The organism is Pleurocapsa sp. FMAR1, assembly GCF_963665995.1.
Lineage (GTDB): Bacteria > Cyanobacteriota > Cyanobacteriia > Cyanobacteriales > Xenococcaceae > Waterburya.
The window spans coordinates 536,002-554,559 of sequence record NZ_OY762512.1; the positions used below are offsets into that span (position 1 = coordinate 536,002).

General features: G+C 37.7%; 20 protein-coding genes and 2 pseudogenes. 10 read left to right on the forward strand and 12 right to left on the reverse strand.

Annotation, left to right across the window (positions count from 1 at the left end; all coding sequences use genetic code 11):
* Nucleotide 1: 1 nt before the first annotated feature.
* Nucleotides 2-601: a Uma2 family endonuclease gene (locus SLP02_RS02715; RefSeq protein ID WP_319419114.1), complete on the reverse strand. Its 600-nt coding sequence runs from the start codon at nt 599-601 to the stop codon at nt 2-4.
* A 189-nt stretch (nt 602-790) separates the two neighbouring features.
* Between SLP02_RS02715 and arsB the strand changes: the two genes are divergently transcribed.
* The 3 genes from arsB to arsC are packed head-to-tail and all read left to right on the forward strand — an operon-like array spanning nt 791 to nt 2,975.
* Nucleotides 791-1,930: an ACR3 family arsenite efflux transporter gene (gene arsB, locus SLP02_RS02720; protein ID WP_319419115.1), complete on the forward strand. Its 1,140-nt coding sequence runs from the start codon at nt 791-793 to the stop codon at nt 1,928-1,930.
* 7 nt (nt 1,931-1,937) lie between these two features.
* A complete protein-coding gene (gene arsH, locus SLP02_RS02725; RefSeq protein ID WP_319419116.1) occupies nt 1,938-2,555 on the forward strand; it encodes an arsenical resistance protein ArsH in 618 nt (205 codons plus the stop codon).
* A 12-nt stretch (nt 2,556-2,567) separates the two neighbouring features.
* A complete protein-coding gene (gene arsC / locus SLP02_RS02730) occupies nt 2,568-2,975 on the forward strand; it encodes an arsenate reductase, glutathione/glutaredoxin type (RefSeq protein ID WP_319419117.1) in 408 nt (135 codons plus the stop codon).
* A gap of 63 nt (nt 2,976-3,038) precedes the next feature.
* On the opposite strand, the gene sbcC is transcribed toward arsC, so the two are convergent.
* The 3 genes from sbcC to SLP02_RS02745 all read right to left on the reverse strand — a co-directional run bounded on the left by sbcC (nt 3,039) and on the right by SLP02_RS02745 (nt 6,833).
* Nucleotides 3,039-6,062 carry an exonuclease subunit SbcC gene (gene sbcC, locus SLP02_RS02735; protein WP_319419118.1) on the reverse strand — a complete coding sequence of 1,008 codons (3,024 nt, stop codon included), beginning with the start codon at nt 6,060-6,062 and terminating at the stop codon, nt 3,039-3,041.
* Nucleotides 6,063-6,286: 224 nt separating this feature from the next.
* Nucleotides 6,287-6,706, reverse strand: coding sequence for a Uma2 family endonuclease (locus SLP02_RS02740; RefSeq protein ID WP_319419119.1), 420 nt, complete (start codon nt 6,704-6,706; stop codon nt 6,287-6,289).
* Nucleotides 6,678-6,833, reverse strand: a complete 156-nt coding sequence (locus SLP02_RS02745; protein WP_319419120.1) for a peptidylprolyl isomerase — start codon at nt 6,831-6,833, stop codon at nt 6,678-6,680. The genes SLP02_RS02740 and SLP02_RS02745 overlap by 29 nt, the downstream gene beginning before the upstream one ends.
* 42 nt (nt 6,834-6,875) lie before the next feature.
* On the opposite strand from SLP02_RS02745, the gene SLP02_RS02750 reads away from it, so the two are divergent.
* On the forward strand, nt 6,876-7,670 hold the full coding sequence (locus tag SLP02_RS02750; RefSeq protein WP_319419121.1) for an SDR family NAD(P)-dependent oxidoreductase: 795 nt from the start codon (nt 6,876-6,878) through the stop codon (nt 7,668-7,670).
* 1,283 nt (nt 7,671-8,953) lie between these two features.
* Nucleotides 8,954-9,154 carry a hypothetical protein gene (locus tag SLP02_RS02755; RefSeq protein WP_319419122.1) on the forward strand — a complete coding sequence of 67 codons (201 nt, stop codon included), beginning with the start codon at nt 8,954-8,956 and terminating at the stop codon, nt 9,152-9,154.
* 227 nt (nt 9,155-9,381) lie between these two features.
* Here the strand turns inward: SLP02_RS02755 and SLP02_RS02760 are convergent, their stop codons facing one another.
* Nucleotides 9,382-9,720: a hypothetical protein gene (locus tag SLP02_RS02760; protein WP_319419123.1), complete on the reverse strand. Its 339-nt coding sequence runs from the start codon at nt 9,718-9,720 to the stop codon at nt 9,382-9,384.
* Nucleotides 9,721-9,793: 73 nt separating this feature from the next.
* Here SLP02_RS02760 and SLP02_RS02765 point away from each other — a divergent pair.
* The 3 genes and pseudogenes from SLP02_RS02765 (at nt 9,794) to SLP02_RS02775 (ending at nt 11,960) form a co-directional block, all read left to right on the forward strand.
* A pseudogene (locus SLP02_RS02765) lies at nt 9,794-10,745 on the forward strand (IS630 family transposase).
* Nucleotides 10,746-10,763: 18 nt separating this feature from the next.
* Complete coding sequence (locus SLP02_RS02770; protein WP_319423644.1) at nt 10,764-11,123, forward strand: GGDEF domain-containing protein; 360 nt, start codon at nt 10,764-10,766, stop codon at nt 11,121-11,123.
* An 18-nt stretch (nt 11,124-11,141) separates the two neighbouring features.
* Nucleotides 11,142-11,960, forward strand: coding sequence for a putative bifunctional diguanylate cyclase/phosphodiesterase (locus SLP02_RS02775; RefSeq protein ID WP_319419124.1), 819 nt, complete (start codon nt 11,142-11,144; stop codon nt 11,958-11,960).
* A 203-nt stretch (nt 11,961-12,163) separates the two neighbouring features.
* On the opposite strand, the gene SLP02_RS02780 is transcribed toward SLP02_RS02775, so the two are convergent.
* The 6 genes and pseudogenes from SLP02_RS02780 to SLP02_RS02810 all read right to left on the reverse strand — a co-directional run bounded on the left by SLP02_RS02780 (nt 12,164) and on the right by SLP02_RS02810 (nt 16,224).
* Nucleotides 12,164-12,646 (reverse strand): DUF29 family protein, encoded by a 483-nt coding sequence (locus SLP02_RS02780; RefSeq protein ID WP_319419125.1) that lies wholly within the window; start codon nt 12,644-12,646, stop codon nt 12,164-12,166.
* Nucleotides 12,643-13,489, reverse strand: a pseudogene (locus SLP02_RS26440) (IS630 family transposase). The gene SLP02_RS02780 and the pseudogene SLP02_RS26440 overlap by 4 nt, the downstream one beginning before the upstream one ends.
* 230 nt (nt 13,490-13,719) lie before the next feature.
* A complete protein-coding gene (locus SLP02_RS02795; RefSeq protein WP_319419128.1) occupies nt 13,720-13,926 on the reverse strand; it encodes a hypothetical protein in 207 nt (68 codons plus the stop codon).
* 91 nt (nt 13,927-14,017) lie between these two features.
* Nucleotides 14,018-15,025 (reverse strand): Holliday junction branch migration DNA helicase RuvB, encoded by a 1,008-nt coding sequence (gene ruvB / locus SLP02_RS02800; protein WP_413467312.1) that lies wholly within the window; start codon nt 15,023-15,025, stop codon nt 14,018-14,020.
* A gap of 200 nt (nt 15,026-15,225) precedes the next feature.
* Nucleotides 15,226-15,708, reverse strand: coding sequence for a hypothetical protein (locus SLP02_RS02805; RefSeq protein ID WP_319419130.1), 483 nt, complete (start codon nt 15,706-15,708; stop codon nt 15,226-15,228).
* Between the two features lie 156 nt (nt 15,709-15,864).
* Nucleotides 15,865-16,224: an AAA family ATPase gene (locus SLP02_RS02810; RefSeq protein WP_319419131.1), complete on the reverse strand. Its 360-nt coding sequence runs from the start codon at nt 16,222-16,224 to the stop codon at nt 15,865-15,867.
* A 292-nt stretch (nt 16,225-16,516) separates the two neighbouring features.
* Between SLP02_RS02810 and SLP02_RS02815 the strand changes: the two genes are divergently transcribed.
* Nucleotides 16,517-17,092, forward strand: coding sequence for a phycobiliprotein lyase (locus SLP02_RS02815; RefSeq protein ID WP_319419132.1), 576 nt, complete (start codon nt 16,517-16,519; stop codon nt 17,090-17,092).
* A 57-nt stretch (nt 17,093-17,149) separates the two neighbouring features.
* On the opposite strand, the gene SLP02_RS02820 is transcribed toward SLP02_RS02815, so the two are convergent.
* Nucleotides 17,150-17,452, reverse strand: coding sequence for a hypothetical protein (locus SLP02_RS02820; protein ID WP_319419133.1), 303 nt, complete (start codon nt 17,450-17,452; stop codon nt 17,150-17,152).
* A 215-nt stretch (nt 17,453-17,667) separates the two neighbouring features.
* Here SLP02_RS02820 and psb29 point away from each other — a divergent pair, with 215 nt between their 5' ends.
* Nucleotides 17,668-18,393: a photosystem II biogenesis protein Psp29 gene (gene psb29, locus SLP02_RS02825; RefSeq protein ID WP_319419134.1), complete on the forward strand. Its 726-nt coding sequence runs from the start codon at nt 17,668-17,670 to the stop codon at nt 18,391-18,393.
* Nucleotides 18,394-18,558 lie beyond the last annotated feature (165 nt).

Consider the following 18,558-nt stretch of genomic DNA (forward strand, 5'->3'; position numbering starts at 1 on the left):
ATTAGATGTCTTTCAAAAAATCTTTTTTGATCGAGGATGGACTTTCTGTGAATCCTCGATTAACATATTTGACGAATGATTCTGATTTTATGCGAGTAAGTGTTCTACTCGATTCAACGACAGCATAGTCGTTTTGTTCAATTGCATAAAAGATAATTTTATTGTCTTTCCAAATCCATAGTTCAGGAATACCAATATTTCTATAGCTTGACTTTAGGGTTTCAAGATTGCCACTACTAAAGATTACCTCCACTACTAAGTCTGGTAAATCTTTATCGAAATTGAAAGCATAAGCAAGATCTGGTTCTCTTCCTGCCTGTCCCCATAGGTTTAATCTTGTCTGTCCAAAAGGAAAATCATCAAGATTATATTTTTCACAGTAAGCAATAATTAATCGGTCAATTACCGCAGCAATTTTTTCATGATTTCGCCCTGGGGACACAACCGTTATTTCTCCGTTGAAATAAGAAACTCGATAACCTGGATATTCTTGAGACTCAAATCTTTGGTAATCTGACCAAGTTGCTCCAGTAATAGTTAGTATCTGATCCTGTTGGCTGAATTTATGGCGATTTATTGGTAAATTTGCCGTAATTAACATGATTGAAATGCTTGTTTGATGATCTTAATTTTACGATAAGTGGCTTCATAGTGTGGAGAGCGATCGCCATAGCTTAGAACTGTTAACCTTATCTTAATCGTCATATCAACTTTTTTTGATATGATGATTGTAGGCTTTTCAAATGTTGGTCATGACAAGCCACTCTGCAATCAAATTGATTTTATTTTAATGAGTAATTCTTCAATTAACTCCCAGGCAGTAAAGGCAGGGAGCCAGCTTAGTTTTTTTGAGAAGTATCTAACCTTATGGGTGACAGCCTGCATTATGGGAGGAATTATTCTTGGAAAACTATTTCCTAGTATTGCCCAGACTTTAGATAATCTGAGCGTTTATAATGTTTCTCTGCCTATTGCCGTATGTCTCTTTTTCATGATGTATCCCATCATGGTCAAGATTGATTTTTCCCAGGCAGTGCAGGCAGCTAAGACTCCTAAACCCGTAATCTTAACTTTAGTAATTAATTGGTTGGTTAAACCCTTTACCATGGTAACTTTTGCCCAATTTTTCCTTGGTTGGCTATTTCGCCCTTTACTCAGCGCGACAGAAACCATTAGGGGAGTCGAGGTAACCTTAGCAGATTCTTACATTGCGGGAACAATTCTATTAGGAATCGCTCCCTGTACGGCGATGGTGTTGATGTGGGGCTATCTTTCCTACAGCAATCAGGGACACACTCTGGTAATGGTAGCGGTAAACTCTTTGGCAATGTTGTTTCTTTATGCACCTTTGGGTAAATGGCTGCTGTCGGCAAATAATTTAACTGTTCCCTGGCAGACTATTGTTTTATCAGTGTTAATCTATGTTGGACTGCCTCTAATTGCAGGAATCTTAAGCCGTTATTTTATTTTTAAATACAAGGGCAGACAGTGGTTTGAGACGCAGTTTTTAGAGTATCTTTCTCCAGTAGCGATCGCAGCTATGTTAATTACCTTGGTGTTACTTTTTGCTTTTAAAGGAGAGCTAATTTCTAAGAACCCTTTGCATATACTGTTGATTGCCATTCCTCTGTTTTTACAAACTACCTTTATCTTCTTCATTACTTATGTGGCAGCCCTAAAGCTGGGCTTAACTTACGAAGATGCTGCCCCTGCTGCCTTAATTGGTGCGAGTAATCATTTTGAAGTTGCGATCGCTACTGCCATAATTTTATTTGGCTTAAATTCTGGCGCAGCTTTAGCCACCGTTGTCGGCGTGTTAATTGAAGTTCCTTTGATGCTGATGCTGGTTGAGTTTTGCAAAAAAACTGCTTTTTGGTTTCCTCGTCAGCCAGAAAAAGCAACTTTGTTAGATCCTAGATGTTGTAAGTAGCAAGCAAATGTCAGATTTTAATCATCCACCGAGAATATTATTTTTATATGGCTCACTGCGAGAACGCTCCTATAGCCGTCTAGTAGCTGAGGAAGCTGCCAGAATCATTGCAGATATGGGTGCAGAAGTGAAATTTTACGATCCCCGTGAACTTCCCTTAAGAGGGCAAGTAGATGAAACTCACCCAAAAGTTCAGGAATTGCGAGATCTAAGTCTTTGGTCTGAGGGTCAGGTTTGGTCTTCTCCTGAAATGCACGGTAACATTACAGGAATTTTGAAAAATCAAATTGATTGGATACCTTTAAATATCGGTTCGGTTCGTCCAACTCAAGGAAAAACTTTAGCTGTGATGCAGGTTAGCGGAGGTTCACAGTCTTTTAATGCAGTCAATACTTTAAGAATTTTAGGGCGATGGATGCGGATGTTTACTATTCCTAATCAATCTTCAGTCGCCAAAGCCTATCAGGAGTTTAACGAAGACGGAACGATGAAAGACTCGGCATATCGCGATCGCGTAATAGACGTAATGGAAGAACTTTATAAGTTTACTCTCTTATTGCGAGATCGGGTTGATTACCTTAGCGATCGCCACAGCGAAAGAAAAGCAAAAGCTATTAATAAATAACAACTAAAATCAATGAAGAAAATAATGTTTGTCTGCCGTCGCAATTCCTGTAGATCGCAAATGGCAGAAGGATTTGCCAAAATTTTAGGCAAGGGAAAAGTAGAAGTTGCTTCTTCGGGTTTAGAAGCTAGTCGAGTTCATCCCACTGCTATTGGGGTGATGTCTAAAGTAGGGATCGATATCAGCGATCAGACTTCTAATGCTTTGAGTAATTTTAATGCAGTCGATTATAATGCGGTAATTTCCATGTGTGGCTGTGGCACAACCTTACCTTCTGAGTGGATAACCCAAGAAATTTTTGAGGACTGGGATTTGGACGATCCTGATGGACAACCTATAGAGACTTTTCATCGCGTTAGGGATGAGATCGAGCAACGAGTGTCAAAGTTAATTGATTCCCTATTTTTGAAAAAAAGTTAAAAGCGATCGCCGTAAAAGTTAAAGGAATTGTTTAAATTAGAGTGAGTTCACAACTAAAGAAAATTAGTTTGATACCTGTAAAGTTGAACCTTTATCTCCTTTGTAGACTTCAATCCTGGTTTGAAATGCCTCTTTAAACTGGGGCATATGAGTTACGGTTAGGATACAGGCAAAATCTGAGGCGATCGCATTTATTGCCCCTACTAGTCGGCTACAGCCTTCAGCATCCTGTGTGCCAAAACCTTCATCTACAATCAGCATTTGTAGAGATGTGCCTGAGCGTTGAGCCAGCAGTTTGGCTAGGGCTAAGCGAATAGAAAAGTTAATCCGAAATGCCTCCCCGCCAGAATAGGTTTCATAGGCACGAGTGCCACTGGCATCGGCGATCAAAATATCCAAGGTATCAATCAGCTTAGTTTTTTTCTTAGATGTTCCTTTGCTAGCTCGTTGAGTCAGAAACTGGACATGAAATTGGTTACCCGTTAATCTGGCTAAAATTTGGTTGGCTTCGGCTTCTAGCTGGGGCAAGATGTTTTCAATGGTTAATGCCTGAATTCCGTTTTTACCAAAAGCTTGAGTCAATTCTTGATAGATGCGATATTGTTTTTCGTTTTCTTTGAGTTGTTTTTCTGCATCTTGATGTTGGACTTGTAAATTGTCTAGCTGAGTTAAAGATTGTTGTAGTCTACCGCTACGAGAAATTAGTTCATCTAGCTGTTGACGGCGTTGATAAATTTGTAGATCTAAAGCCTGTATTTCCTGACGCTTATCGGCAATGTTTTCTTTTTGAGCCAGATGATATTCTAGTTGTGATTGGCTACTTTGCTTACTCTCTAGCCTTTGTCGTAATAGCTGTTCTAGTTCAGCTAGCTTGCTTTGCAGTTGAGGATAATCCTGCTGTGCTTTGAGTAGTTCTTGGTGTTTTAGCTGCCAAGATTGAGACTGTCTGAGGGAAGTTAATAAGTTTTGGTGAGTATGGCGATCGTATCCTAATTCTTGGATCTGTTGCTCTAGAGAATTAATTTGCTGCTGGATATCGGAATTGACGTACAGTTTTTCTAGGGTGGTTTGAAGATCGCTGAGTTCTTTGAGTAGCTGGGGTTTTTGTGCGTCTAATTTTCCTTGACGTTTTTTTGCATCTTCAATTTTTGCCTGTTTTATTTCTGCCCAACGTAAGCTATTTACTTCTCCTCGAACAAGAGCATGGGTTTTTTCGTCGTAACTAAGAGTTTCCAGCTTTTGGTCTACCTGCTGAATTTCCGTCTTCAACTCTACGGCATAGTAACCGTTTTTGAGAGATGCTTCCAGATTTTGTTGTTCTTCTTGAATAGTCTGTAGCTGTTCATAAATTGCTTCTATGGCTTCTAGTTGAGCTTCTAGCTGTCCATATTGCTGTTGTAAAGAATCGTAAGGAGAAATCTGGCGATCTATCTCATGATATTCTTGAATTAACAACTGTATTTCACGATCGCAAGTGGATAGCTGTTCTCTAATTACCCAGATTTGTTCTTTGATCTCTTGCTGTTGCTTTTGGGTTTTGCCGACTACCTGATGCAGATGATGTTCATCTAATTCGCGATCGCACAAAGGGCAGGTGGCATCTGGGTTAGCCAGCATCTGTATTTTTTGCTGAAGCTCATGTAGCTGTCTTTCATAAATGCGTTGATTTTCCTGTAATTTAGTCTGAAACTCTCTTCTCTCTGTGCCTTTTTCTTTGACTCTATTCTGATATATGCGTTTTTTATTTAATTCCTCAATTTGAGCATCAACAGTCAATAGCTGATTGCGCTTTTCAGGCACTTGTTCAATATCTAACGTCAGCTTTTGGGTAGAATACTGGATTTGTTCTAGCTTGGCTGAGAGTTTGGCTTCCTCGCGGTTTATTTGTGTCTGTAAGTCGTTTTTTTGCTTAATTAAAGGAGAAATATACTGCTGAATTTGGTCTAGTTCTGCTAGCTGTTTACGGCTTGCTTCTAGCTTGATTAACGCCGATTCTACGTCTTGAGTTTTAGTCAGAACTTTGGTTATTTCCTGTTCTTGTTGTTCAATACTTTCAATGCGAGTTTGAATCTGATTGATTTGTAGATTTAACTGGTTTTTTTGCTTTTCCAACTGCTTTTCTTGCTGTTGTTTTTGCTGTTGAGTTTCTTGGTGAATGGCAAACTTACCCGACAGTTCATTTTCTTGATTTTGCCAGCTTAATAGCTGATTGTAACCTGTAGTTATTTCCGCTTCTTGTTTAATTAAGCTATCTAGAGATGCTAATTGTCCTTGAAGAGCGTTAATATCTTTAGTAGCGCGATCGCAATCTTGGGTTAAATTTTGATACTGGGTTTGTTGAAAGGCTAGTTGTTTTTCCCAATTGAGTCGCTGATATTCGACTGCCTTAAATTGCTCAAGCTTAGTGCGATCGCTATCTTGAATAGCTTGTAATTGAGTTAATTCTTGCTTTAACTGACTCAAATCATCAACAATCTCTTTTCTTTGGGCTAATTTTTCCACTATCGGCTCTAGACTTTGCTTTAGCTGTTCTATCTTGCCTTTATATTCTTTTGCCGTATCTTTAGCTTTTACCGCTAGCTCTTCATAGCGGTCTAGCTTTAACAAATCTGCTAGTATTTGTTTACGCTCATTGGGACGACGCAACATAAACTCATCTGCTCTTCCCTGACGCAAGTATGCAGAGTTGGTAAAGGTATCATAATCTAATTTCAAACAGGAAATAATTTCATCTTGGGTAGCTCGTAACCCTTTTGCTGTCAGAGTGCGAAAATTACCAGCCTTTGTTTCTACCTGAAATTCCAACGAACTGCTTTTGCCTCTAGTACGAGATCTAATCACCCGATAAGTTTGCTTGTTGCAGCTAAAATCAAAATCAACGCGGACATTATTACCACCGCTATGAATTACATCATCTTCTGTTCCTGTACGGCTTTTACCCCAAATTACCCAGGTGATTGCTTCTAAAAGTGATGATTTTCCTGCACCATTGGCACCACAAATACAGGCAGTATGTAAGCCTCTAAAGTCTAAAGAAGCATCTCGGTAACTCAGAAAGTTTTTTAAGGTTAGCTGCAACGGAATCATATTCTAAACATCGAAGCACTGAGCATCGAAGCACTTTTGGTTTCAAGGCAAATGACCAATGATAAATAATAGATGCCAAATGATAAGACATAATTCTATTTAGTATCCTTACACTAATTTTTAGCCAATGGGCTTAAAACTCGCGAATTTTAGCCTTTTAGCCTAGAATTACATAAAAATTAACAAAGCGCGACTGTAATCTTTCTTTTTTATCAAGCAAAAATTTACTTTTCAAATAATTTTGCCACTGATATTTCGAGATCTTGAAAAGCAATTGGTTTGACTATTCCTGCTGATAACTTTAATTGAACATGATAAGTACCGTTTTCAGGCTGAGTAAAAACAGTCAACTCTTGCTTTTTGATATTTAACACCCAATATTCCTGAATATTTTCTAGAGCATAAATCTCTTTCTTTTTGCTCAAATCATAAGCTAAAGTTGTATCAGCAATTTCTATTAACCAAAAAATATCTTGAGGAGTAGGATGATTCTGAAAGTATTTGCTTCTAGGTAGTTTGACGATAGCGATATCTGGTTCGGGTTCGGAGTTGGAGAGAATAATCGGATGTGCCTCTCGAATCCAGGCTTTACCCACAAGCACTTGACGCAGGTAATCAGCTATAGTTCCGCTCCCCAGCAGCATGAATCGCACCTTCAGGACTCATCTCTACTAATTCCCCATCAATTAATTGAATATGGCGATCGCCTAAAATCCCAGCTTCAATCATTTTATGATAATCAGCGATCGACCATTTTGCTAAAGTCACCATGATGTCGTTGTTGCTTACAATCTATATCTATAATATTGCACTATGATTAAGCAAAACATAAGCTTAATCATAGTGCTAACAGGAATTAATCAAGGCAATGCTTTGATAGTAGGAGCAAGTCAGGGTATCGGTTTAGGATTTGTTCAGTATTTGTTGCAGCAAGAGAATATTGCTAAGATTTACGCCACTTATCGACAAAAAGAAACTGCTAACGAATTATTGGCATTGAAAATAGAGTTTGGCGATCGCCTAGAATGTTTACAGGTTGATGTCACTATAGAATCAGATATTGCAGCAGCAGCAGCACACATAAAAGAATCTAGTAAACGACTACATTTAGCTATTTACTGTGTTGGAGTACTCCATGAAGAAGATTTAACCCCAGAAAAAAGCCTAAGACAAATCGACCCTGAGAATTTGCTTTATTCTTTTCAGGTTAATAGTATTGGGGCGGTATTGCTAGCTAAACATTTAATGCCTTTATTTAAGAAGGGCGAACCCAGTGTTTTTGCCAGTGTTTCCGCCAAAGTCGGCAGTATTGGCGATAATCGCTTAGGAGGTTGGTATGGCTACCGCGCCTCTAAAGCAGCATTAAATATGTTTCTGAAAACTACGGCGATCGAGTACAGTCGTAGATGCCCTCAAACTATCGTTCTGGCTTTACATCCAGGTACTACTGATACCAGACTGTCTCAGCCATTTCAAAAAAATGTCCCTCCAGGTAAACTTTTTGCTGTAGAACATACGGTTAACCTGTTATCAAAAGTAATTCAACAAGCGAATATTAAAGATAGTGGTAAATTCTTTTCTTGGGATGGTAGTGAATTACCCTGGTAACTTTAAATCAATTATCAACCTCGACAGTTCTTACGAAAGTTGCTCATGGGGGAAACCCCCAAGACCGCACTTTCGCGCTTTACTCACCCTCGACAACCAAGGGGTTCCCCCCGCAAGTACCTCACCCTCGACAGTTCCTTCAACGCGGGGAACCCGCGCAACGGACTCAGATGCGGACGAAGCGTCCTTTCTCGCAACGGGGGGAACCCCCGCAACGGTTTTGTCTCGCAATTATCAATTTTAGGCGCAAGAGTAAGATTAGGGCATTATTAAGATTGGCGATCGCCAATTTTAATAGGCAAAATAAATGAACTATTCAGCTGCTAATTGTCTTGCACCATCACTTCAATGTTTTTCTGTTGTTCAATTGCCTGCCTTAATTGTTCTGTTTGTTATTTTAAAATGTTAAATAGATTACAAATATTCTCCTGATTCTTTAGTTGCTTGGGAAAAGTTTAATCCGTGAGAATCGACCACCTCTTCGAGCTTAGATAATATAATTTCCAAATTACTATCGCTAGACATAATGTAATGTAATGTTTGCCGATCTGAAATTAGTAGTGTGTTAACTGTTCAAAATATAGAATTAATTGGTACTGGTTTTAAAAAACTAGGTATTTGATTAAGCAGTTTTGAACCACGATAAATTTTAAATTAAAAAGCGAACGTTGTATTTTATTTGAACTTACTGTTCCCATTTAATTGTCTTTAGTAACGTAAAAACTGATACAAAACTAAATTTAATAGTGGTTATATTAGTATTCTGTTGTCAATTAATTCTTGAATTGAGATTTTATTTCTGTATTTGTTGTTACTTTTAGTTTAAAGCAGATAGGTTGTATTACTCCAATAAAACTTTTACAGTCAAAAAATTGCGATCGCGATTAGAAGAAAAATATAAACAAAATATTAAGCCTTGCTAATTAAGCCTTGCTCAATATCTAATTAAGTATTTTCACCGTTAACTTATTGTTTTATTCTCATTACTATTATCTAAAACCTGCTTAAAGTAAGTCGATTTTGAGAATTTCTGACTAAGCAAAGCATTTGCCAGCAATAATCAATCAGGCATTAGTCCTCAATTATTGCTGACAAACTAATACCTCAACTACCACTAAAGTATGATGATACAAATTTTGTGAAGGGACATATTACTAGTAATACCCAAACAAAATAGAAAAGCAGTCTATATTCTCAAAGTCAGGATTGATCGGTAAGAATTCATTTGGCATCAAGACCAAATATTATCTTTCTAACCACTAAGTTCTTTAAAATAAAAAATTATGATTCCTCTTCCTCTTGAATCTGAGTTACAGGTTATTCGTCTCAAACGCTACTTAGATAAATATCCTGAAGAAGCTTTCGAGCTAGCAATACAGCATTATGAAGACTTTCTCGCTTTAGCAGTGGAGTACAAAAAGCTTAAGGCAGAATTAAAATTGATGCCAATGCCTGCAAATAATCTTAGTAACTCTCAAAACTAACTAAATTAGGGCGGCAATAGAATAAACTTGTCATATTAAATTCTGTTTGGATTGAATACTTTAAAGTGATGTAAGCTGTGACTGAGAAAACTTGTAAAACCTTTAGCTTGTCGTAAGTTGGGTTACGCTACCGCTAACCCAATGAAATTAATGAAGCTACTGAGTTTCACGTTATTCTACCCACCTACAATCCGTTTTTATAAATTAAAGTACTTTATGAATCAGGTTTAGCTTTTGTGAGCCATCTGCATCATAGAAAGGTAAGTCAACTCTAGCTGATTGTCAAAGTTGAGTTGCAAAATCTGTCTCAACTCAGCAAAAAAACCATCTCTGTGTTCTCTTTGCAACCTAATATACGGCGAGAGGGTACTTAACAGAGTTAGATAATCATCAATGCTGTAGTTAACCTTGCTGATTAAATGTTTTTCTGTTAAATCTTTAAAATAGCCAGAATCGATTACTTCCTGACCCATTTTGCCCAGGTTTCCTTGGTAATTTGCCAAAGTTTCGTATTTATTTAACTCAGGTGCATAATTCTGATAAATGCCTGTCAGTGCTTGGTACACTTTATATAGCAATACGTGGCTAGGTTAGGACAAAATTAGCTAAAATCAAAGCGCTCGCCAAAACCGAAAAATAATGCCTGCTCCCTATAGCTACGATTTAAGAAAAAAAGCCGTAGATGCCTGTTCTAGAGGTGAAAAGAAGAGAACTATTTGTCGATTGATGAAAATAAGCCGTAACACCTTAGACCTATGGCTGAAAAGAGAACAAGAAACAGGAGACTTTAAAGCGGTCGCCGAGCGTCCCACCAGAGAAGAGCGAAAAATTCAGGATTTAGAGAGATTCAAACAGTTTGTTAAACAACATAAAGATAAGACACAACAGCAAATGGCAGATTTGTGGGGAGAGAATCTTACCCAGCAAAATATTAGTGATGGAATTAAAAAGTTAGGCATAACCAGAAAAAAAGCGGTCAGACCCCGCGTCGCCGACAGGCGCAAGACAAAGGGCTTGCCCGCATGTACGCTGACCAAGACAAACTTACGGGTATCAAGAAACAGATGAAGAGAAAAGAAAAGAATTTCAAGAGCAACTAAAACATCAACAGGCAAATAACCTAGTTTATGTGGATGAAGCAGGATTCGATAACCGAGACGATTATCCCTATGGTTATAGCCCCAAAGGAGAAAGATGTTAGGCACTCAAATCTGGTAAAAGAAATGAGAGAGTAAGTTGGATTGCTGCATTCAAAGAAGGAAAAGTGTTTGCTCCGTTAACTTTTGAAGGGTCATGTAATCGAGATTTATTTGAGACATGGCTTAAAGAAAGTTTGATTCCTCAACTTCAACCTGGAAATATCATTATTATTGATAATGCTACTTTTCATAAAGGACAAAGTATTCAAGAAATAGTAGAAGAAGCAGGGTGCCAGATTTGGTATTTGCCCTCTTATTCTGCCGATCTAAACAAGATAGAGCGTTGGTGGTCGGTTCTCAAAACTTGGATGAAGCAGAGAGTTAAAGAATTTGAGACTGTTAGAGAATGTGTTGATACAGCTTTCAAAAAATGTCCTAACGTATATGCGTAATGCTATACATGGATTGATATTGAACGTTTTAAAACCATTAACGATAGCTTAGGCAAGCAAATAGGCGATCGCCTGATTATTTTGGCAGGAAAACGCATTCAGAACTCTATTCGCTCCCAAGATAAGCCAGCCAGGATCGCCAATGCTACATTTGCCGTGGCGTTATTAACCTTAAAAGATCGAGAGCAGGCGATCGCGATCGCTAAACGAATCCAAAAAGATTTAGCTCAAGTATTTAATATACAACAAGAAATTGTTATCTCTACTAACCTGGGTATTGCTTTTCATCATTCAGGAGAAAAAATTCAAGCAGAAGAGCTACTGAGAAACAGCAATATAGCACAAGATCGCGCCCAAATTATTGGTAAAAATCAGTAGGCAATTTTTACCCCCAAAATGCACTCAGAAACCGTTGCTCAGTGGCAGTTGGAAAACGATCTCAGGCAAGCGATCGCTAATCAGGAGTTTGAACTATACTATCAGCCAATCATCAATCTCAAAAGAGATCGCCTTGCTGGATTTGAAGCTTTAGTACGCTGGATTTCGCCTACCAGAGGCTTTGTTTCTCCTGGAGAATTTGTTCCCTTAGCCGAAGCAACAGGACTAATTATTCCTTTAGGAGACTGGATTTTACGCACAGCCTGTCAGCAAATGTATCAGTGGCATCAGCAGTTTACCCCACAACCAGGATTGACTGTCAGTATTAATCTTTCTAGTCATCAATTTTCACCAGATTTAGTTCAGCAGGTAGAGCAAATACTGGCTGAAACCAAACTTAATGCCCAATTTCTAAAACTGGAAATTACCGAAAGTGCGATGATGGACAATGTAGAAAAAGCGATCGCATTGCTACACCAACTAAAAGCCTTGGGCATTAAATTGAGTATTGATGACTTTGGTACTGGTTACTCTTCTTTAAGCTATCTACAGCAGTTTGGCGCGGATACTATAAAGGTCGATCAATCCTTTGTGCGTCAAATGGAACAGTCAGATAAAAATAAAGCGATCGTCGATATTATTATTACTTTAGCTCAAAAGTTAGACATGGACGTAATTGCCGAAGGTATTGAAACCGAAAATCATCAGCATATTCTTAAGGCTTTAAATTGCGAATATGGTCAGGGATATTTTTTTGCTAAACCTCTCAAAAGTGAAGATGCAACCAAGCTTTTAGCGCAACAATTTTCTGCCGATCATGTTGACAATTCTATTTAACGCTACTTTCGGGTTGTGAACATGAAATGGTTGGGCTGTAACCTATAACCTGTAATCTATAACCTATAACCTATAACCAAAAAGCCTTTGAAAGATTTGTTGATTTTCCTAACCTAAAATTTCATCATCGAAAAACGGTTTTTCAATTACCTCTGTTTGCAATAGCTCTACTCTTCCACGCGAACCGACGTTATTTAATTAAATTACATCTCTGTTGACAAATATCCAACGGGAAAGCGATCGCTAACAAACTCAACTAAACTATCTGCATCTAAATTATAAGTAAGCTTTAGCAGCTTTAAGGTGATACTTTGTAATCTGGCTAAATCTAGCAATGATTTAAGTTGTTTGATTTCTATTTCTCCACAAGCTTCATCAGCAGCTTGAAAAATGGCATCTGGATATGTAGCGTCAAAATGTTCTAGCCACTGGTTTTTTTGGATATATTGAGATTTTTTACCCAATTTATTGCGCTTTTGAATTTCTCTGAGACTATTTAAAATTGAACTACGCCAGCTTCGAGTAACTCTTTTTTCTACTTGGATTTTAATGAGATGAATTAATAAAATGACTAGAAAAGATTCAAGATTGTTGATTTTATCCTGTCTGCCCATCTCTTCTAGTTCTGCAACTATGGAAATTGCACGCTCATATTGATGGTTTAGCAGACAGTGTTTTATAGTCATTCTAAATAATTTGCGTATGATTTAAGGATGTCATCCAAAGAAGTACCAGGAGCGGAATAAATACGTCTTTTTTTGAGGATGGCAAAGTCTTGTTCGATACGATTAAAATCGGCTGAATAGGGCGGTAAAAACAAAACTTTATGACCCGCTTGTTCGGCAATACGAAATACATCATTTTGCCGATGAAATGCTGCATTATCAAGAATAAGAGTAGAGTTCGGATTCAATTCGGGAATGAGATGCTCTTCAAGCCACTGATTAAACCAGAAAGCGTTAGTACTTCCTTTAAAAAGAACTGGTGCTAATAATTCTTTGCCTCTTTTTCCTGCTATTAAGCTTGTTCTCGTTCCTCTTTTGCCATTGCGCTCGCCATAGGTTTTTTGTCCTCGTTTTGACCATCCATATGGGCGATAAACATATTCTTCAAAGCCCGATTCATCCAAGTAAACTAAGTTATTTGAACCATCTAAAACAACAATCTCACGCAAATTTCTCAGAAAAGCGATTCGTTGACCATGCTTACGTTCACTATATTTCAGAGTTTTTTTTACGAGTCAATTTCATTTGTTTTTAAGCAGATCTAATCGCACTCGTATGGACTCCAAAATGTTGCGCCCGCTCTCTCAAAAGAGCGTCTGGATTTTCTTGAATATGTTGGATAAGTGCTTTCCAATCTAGTTTTCGCTTTCTTCCTAGTTGTGGTGTTGGAGTTAAATTCTTTCTTTGACACCAATCATTCACACACCACAAACTTACCTCATATCTTCTTGATGCTTCTGCCTTTGAGCCTCCCGTCGCTACAAAGTCAACTACTCGTTTTCGTAAATCTACACTATAAGTCATCTAATAGGATTGATTTTTCAACTCAATCCTATTATTCCATATGTTTCCTATTTAGAATGACTATACGTATTGCTATATCTATTAAAAATGCAGCCACTATCGAGAGATTGCTGATTCTCAAGAAAAACTCACGGATTAACAGTGTTAATCAAGAACTAACCAACAAAACCAGCATTAAACTGTTTAAGAAGAGTATTTAAAACCAAAGTATTAATTGATAAAAATAAGATTTAATCAGCTAAATCGACTAAAGCTTCTGAGTCAAAATTAATCGTACCTGAACTTGAATAGCGATAACGATCGCCCAGAAATACTGATAGCTTGATGTTAGTTTTATCTGAAATAGAGATATGTTTAACAGTGCATACCTGCATTTTGTTTTTAAAGTAGGCAATAATATGGTCGCCAGTCTGAATATTTAAGGCTTGGATCTTCATACCTATTATCTTATCTAAAAATCTCCTCAGATTTAAAGATTTAAATCAAGCCTGCAAATAAATTAGTGTTTTGCTTTATTTAGCTTCGATTTTATTTTGAAAAAATGTCAACAGAATCATGGCTAGAAAATCCTAGATGTTGGTAGGCTTTAGCAGTAACCATTCTGCCTCGGTGGGTGCGACTCAGATAACCGTTTTGCAACAGGTATGGCTCATAAACCTCTTCAATAGTTTTGCGATCTTCTCCTGTAGCAGCAGCGATCGCTTCTAAGCCAACAGGTCCACCATTAAACTGTTTGATAATAGTGTTTAATACCAAGCGATCTGTCCAATCTAAACCTTCTCGATCCACATCAAACAGATCCATAGCCGTAGCTGCTAATTCTGCGGTAATGGTTTCGGCTTTTTGCACCTCCACATAGTCTCTAACCCTTCTTAAGAGGCGATTGGCAATACGAGGTGTTCCGCGAGAACGACGAGCAATTTCGATCGCCCCTGACTCGGTTATCGGCGTACTAATAATTTGTGCGGTGCGTTTGACAATCAAAGTTAGTTCATCTAGCTCATAAAAACGTAGTCTTTGAATAATACCAAAGCGATCGCGCAACGGCGAAGAAAGAGAACCAGCTTTGGTGGTTGCACCCACAAGAGTAAAGGGAGATAAAGGAATACTGCGGGTTTTGGCAGTCTGTCCCTTACCAATAGTTACATCCAGACGAAAATCCTCCATAGCAGGATAGAGCAGTTCTTCCGTCATCCGATTTAAACGATGAATTTCATCGATAAACAAAATATCTCCTGGCTGAAGATTTACTAAAAGTCCTGTAATATCTCTGGGACGTTCTAAGGCTGGTGCGGAGGTTATTTTGCAGTTGACTCTCATTTCTGTGGCTAAGATCAAAGAGATGGTGGTTTTACCTAACCCTGGAGGACCGTACAATAGCAGATGATCTAAAGAGTCTTGTCTACCTTTGGCTGCTGCGATCGCAATATTAAGAATCCCCTTGAGATCCTTTTGTCCTATATAGTCTGCTAATCGCTGAGGACGAATTTTATCTTCAGTATTTTCCGTTTCCTCATTGTTTGCCTGTGCCAACATCAATTCTGGTTCAGATTGGCGTTTGCGGGGTGGAAATGACTGTTTTGGGGTTGAGTTGGATGAGTCGGAAGATCTTTTGATTGCCATTGCAGCTAAGAAAAAAGTTTGCTCGGCTTGAATATTATATATTGTGACATTTAAATTGAAGCGATAAATATAGGTAGCTTTGTTTATAAATATTCTTGGTTTGTGATCGTAACTTATGGCTCACCTTTATGAATAATAGTAAGAGTTCGCCGAGCATAATTGCGTAGTTCCGAATCGCTTATATAAGCTGTACTACTAGTAACATCAGTATTATGATGAAATTGACCCGCATAGTCATTTATTTCATCAAGTTCTGTTGCTAATGGTTGTAAGTAAAAAAGCGGATTAGGTAATTGTGCTAATTTAACATCTCCAATAATTTGCCCAAAAAGCTTGCATCGTTTGACGTGTCCTGGAAATCGACGATGTAAATATCCTTCGAGTAATGAGCGAATAGCTTTGGCTACTGAATGTAAATCATTAACTGCTTGACCATCTATAAAATCCTGAAGCATTTTATGATCTCTGTAATAGTTGGATGCGCACTCTTTATCAATATCACAGGTGGAAAAATTAGAGTAGTCATTATTGACCCGATTGATTTTTTGAACCACGTTTGAATTTAACGGCAACTTGGCAAATTCTTTCAGTGTCATTCCGTTTCTATAGGCTGCTAATGTTTTCTCGACATTAACCACTTCTTTTTGACTTTCAGATGCTTTGCGTGTTTAACTATCAACTTGTTGTTTCAATTGAACGGCATCCTCACCTAGTGCAAATTCCAATAATCCTTGTCTATGGTTTGTTTGAATTTAGGTTCCAGGATATACGTTGTTGTCAACAAATTCAGTATCAAAAACTATAATGTCAGGGTAGGAGCAAGACCACTTTTCCCCGTCAAACTTAGCTTGTTTATGAGAAGTCCCATTTTTGAACAAGAGCTTTATTTCTGGCAAATTACCACTGTCTAGTGTTTGCCGATTTCTAATCGATTCCGTGTCGTCTTTCGCACAAGAACGCAGTATGCTTGCCAATGTTGATTTACCGCGACCGTTTTCTGCATAAATCAAAGTGGCTTTATCAAAATCAGGTGAAGTACGTTCAGCATTGCTAAATAGCCCTAAGTTCTTAATGCATAGTATTTTTTTAAGCATACGTGTGACTAATTTCAAGGTTTATAATTTAGTCTGCCCATTGATAATAGTAATCTTGCTCTCAAATCCTAAATACTTAAAAAACAATAAAATTATAAATTAATATTTTGCTTTCCGCAGTCTTGGAGGTGTTGAGGGGAATCTTAATAACAACGATTTAAGTATACTTTTTAATGCGATTTGATTCTTAAAATCAACTATTCTTCATCGGCAAAATCAACATATATTCAGGCTTTTCATTTTAAGCAAAATAGACCTCCTAAATATTAAACTTATTTTAGGAAGAGAATTTTGAGGAGCAAATTTTTATATGCGTTTAACTGTACCCATGACCATGATGGAGTTTTTTCGCAAGAGTGAAGGCAAATGGTATACAGAGAGAAGCGTGCATCATTTTGATATTGTGGCGGATGAATCAGGAGAATCTAACTTAATTATTAAGGTGGTTGAGCCTGACGATCCTAAAGTTAAACAGGTGTGCGATGTGCAAAGAATCGATCCAACTAAAGCCAAGGGTGGCGGTAGCTTTAGTTGGCAAGATAACTTAGAAGAAAAAGAACCCAATCCTAACTATGCTGCCATTTTAATTGATGTTCCTGATGATGAAACGGGACGTAGTGGCAAATTGATCCGTGATAAAGGTTATGTTGATGGATTACCAGTAATTAGTCGCTATTGGTTTGGAGAAGACGGTATTTTAACTATTAATACCGATTACGACAATAACCAAGGACAAGAACGCTGCTGGTTTCTAACTGATGATTTTAGAGTTAGGGTTAGCACAATTCAAATGCTTAATGGTGTAAGCCTCATGGCTTATTGTTCTGAGCGTCGTTGTGTCTCCAATGACGAGCTTAAGAAAATGGCTCAAAGTCATGCTGCTTAATGGAATACGTTGAGAATTGACTATTTCTGATAGCTATTAGCTGTCAGCCATCAGCTATCAGTTTTTTACTCGATAATCTTGCCAAGAGTTGTAGCGTCGAGCATAATATTCTAAAATAGATTCGACTTGTTCTTGAGCAGTCTCGTCTGTTTTATCTGTGTATTTAATTTCTAAAGCTGCAACTTGGCTTTGGTAATAATTAAACTTTTCAGATTCATCATGTTTGATCGAACGAAGAATTAGACTGGTATCAATTCCTTGTACCTGTCGTAAATGAGCAGCTACTTCTCGATACACTCCTAAAGGTAGATTCGGACAAGTAAGCTGCTGCTTATGCTGCCCTATAGCTGGTGACTGCATAGATAAATTTTGAACCACAAATATATATTAATTAGGTCTATTTTCGCACTTAATTCATTGGTCTCCAATTAGAAATCTCCAATAGTAGGGCAGAATCATTGCATAATATAAAGATATACTAAGAGTTTTGTTTTGGTAAGTAGTTCCTAAAAAGAGCTATAGTGCAGGACTCATAGGATAGATAAATTGTTTGATAGAAAAAATTAATATTAATTATGAAAACTGTTTCCGATAGTAAAAGGGCTTTTTATGCTGCTTATCCTCGACCAATCAACTCTATATATCGCCGAGTGATAGAAGAGTTACTGGTAGAAATGCATCTTTTATCAGTAAATGCTGATTTTAAGCCTGATCCTGTTTATTATTTGGGAATTGTCACTTCTTTCGAGCGTTTGATGCAGGGCTATCAGCCAGAATCAGACAAAGAGAAAATTTTTAATGCTATCTGTACTTCTACAGATGGCGATCCGCAAAACTTTAAATCTCAAGCAGGTATTTTATTAACGTTAGCCAAAGATAAATCTATTGATGAGCTAATGGCATGGTTGAGCAATCCCTCGGCTGAAGGAGAGGCAGGTTATATAGTTGAGCCAATTAAAGCGATCGCTAATAATGATAACTTTAAGTACAGTCGTCCTTTTGCGATCGGCGTGTATACTCTTTTAGAGGAATGCGATAGTAAGGCAGTTCAAAATCAAGAAAAGCGCGATGAAATTGTCGGCACTATTGCCGAAAGTTTTGGTTTGCCTAGCGAAAAAATGAAAAAAGATTTAGAGCTATATCGTAGCAACCTCGAAAAAATGGAACAGTTGCTTAAGGTTATTGAAGATGTTTTAGAAGCTAGCCGTAAAAAGAGAGAAAAAAGAGAACAGGAAAAAATAGATTTAGTTAAAAAAGAAGACCAAGTTAATGAAGAAGTTGAAGAGGCAACAGCAGAATAAATAAGTAGGTAGGTGAGTCAACACGAGCGTGGAGGCAAGGGATTAGCCGCAGCCAGCTCTCTGATCGAGAGCATTTCTGCTGGTCAAATTAATCAGAAGATGGTTTGCTAGGGAATTGGGAAATTAGGAAATAAGAAATTAATTTGTATACTTCCTTATCTTTTA

Coding starts and splice junctions, on each gene's coding strand:
- SLP02_RS02715 (WP_319419114.1), bottom strand. CDS start 601: ATGTTAATTACGGCAAATTTACCAATAAATCGCCATAAATTCAGCCAA.
- arsB (WP_319419115.1), top strand. CDS start 791: ATGAGTAATTCTTCAATTAACTCCCAGGCAGTAAAGGCAGGGAGCCAG.
- arsH (WP_319419116.1), top strand. CDS start 1,938: ATGTCAGATTTTAATCATCCACCGAGAATATTATTTTTATATGGCTCA.
- arsC (WP_319419117.1), top strand. CDS start 2,568: ATGAAGAAAATAATGTTTGTCTGCCGTCGCAATTCCTGTAGATCGCAA.
- sbcC (WP_319419118.1), bottom strand. CDS start 6,062: ATGATTCCGTTGCAGCTAACCTTAAAAAACTTTCTGAGTTACCGAGAT.
- SLP02_RS02740 (WP_319419119.1), bottom strand. CDS start 6,706: ATGCTGCTGGGGAGCGGAACTATAGCTGATTACCTGCGTCAAGTGCTT.
- SLP02_RS02745 (WP_319419120.1), bottom strand. CDS start 6,833: ATGGTGACTTTAGCAAAATGGTCGATCGCTGATTATCATAAAATGATT.
- SLP02_RS02750 (WP_319419121.1), top strand. CDS start 6,876: ATGATTAAGCAAAACATAAGCTTAATCATAGTGCTAACAGGAATTAAT.
- SLP02_RS02755 (WP_319419122.1), top strand. CDS start 8,954: ATGATTCCTCTTCCTCTTGAATCTGAGTTACAGGTTATTCGTCTCAAA.
- SLP02_RS02775 (WP_319419124.1), top strand. CDS start 11,142: ATGCACTCAGAAACCGTTGCTCAGTGGCAGTTGGAAAACGATCTCAGG.
- SLP02_RS02780 (WP_319419125.1), bottom strand. CDS start 12,646: ATGACTATAAAACACTGTCTGCTAAACCATCAATATGAGCGTGCAATT.
- SLP02_RS02795 (WP_319419128.1), bottom strand. CDS start 13,926: ATGAAGATCCAAGCCTTAAATATTCAGACTGGCGACCATATTATTGCC.
- ruvB (WP_413467312.1), bottom strand. CDS start 15,025: ATGTTGGCACAGGCAAACAATGAGGAAACGGAAAATACTGAAGATAAA.
- SLP02_RS02805 (WP_319419130.1), bottom strand. CDS start 15,708: ATGACACTGAAAGAATTTGCCAAGTTGCCGTTAAATTCAAACGTGGTT.
- SLP02_RS02815 (WP_319419132.1), top strand. CDS start 16,517: ATGCGTTTAACTGTACCCATGACCATGATGGAGTTTTTTCGCAAGAGT.
- SLP02_RS02820 (WP_319419133.1), bottom strand. CDS start 17,452: ATGCAGTCACCAGCTATAGGGCAGCATAAGCAGCAGCTTACTTGTCCG.
- psb29 (WP_319419134.1), top strand. CDS start 17,668: ATGAAAACTGTTTCCGATAGTAAAAGGGCTTTTTATGCTGCTTATCCT.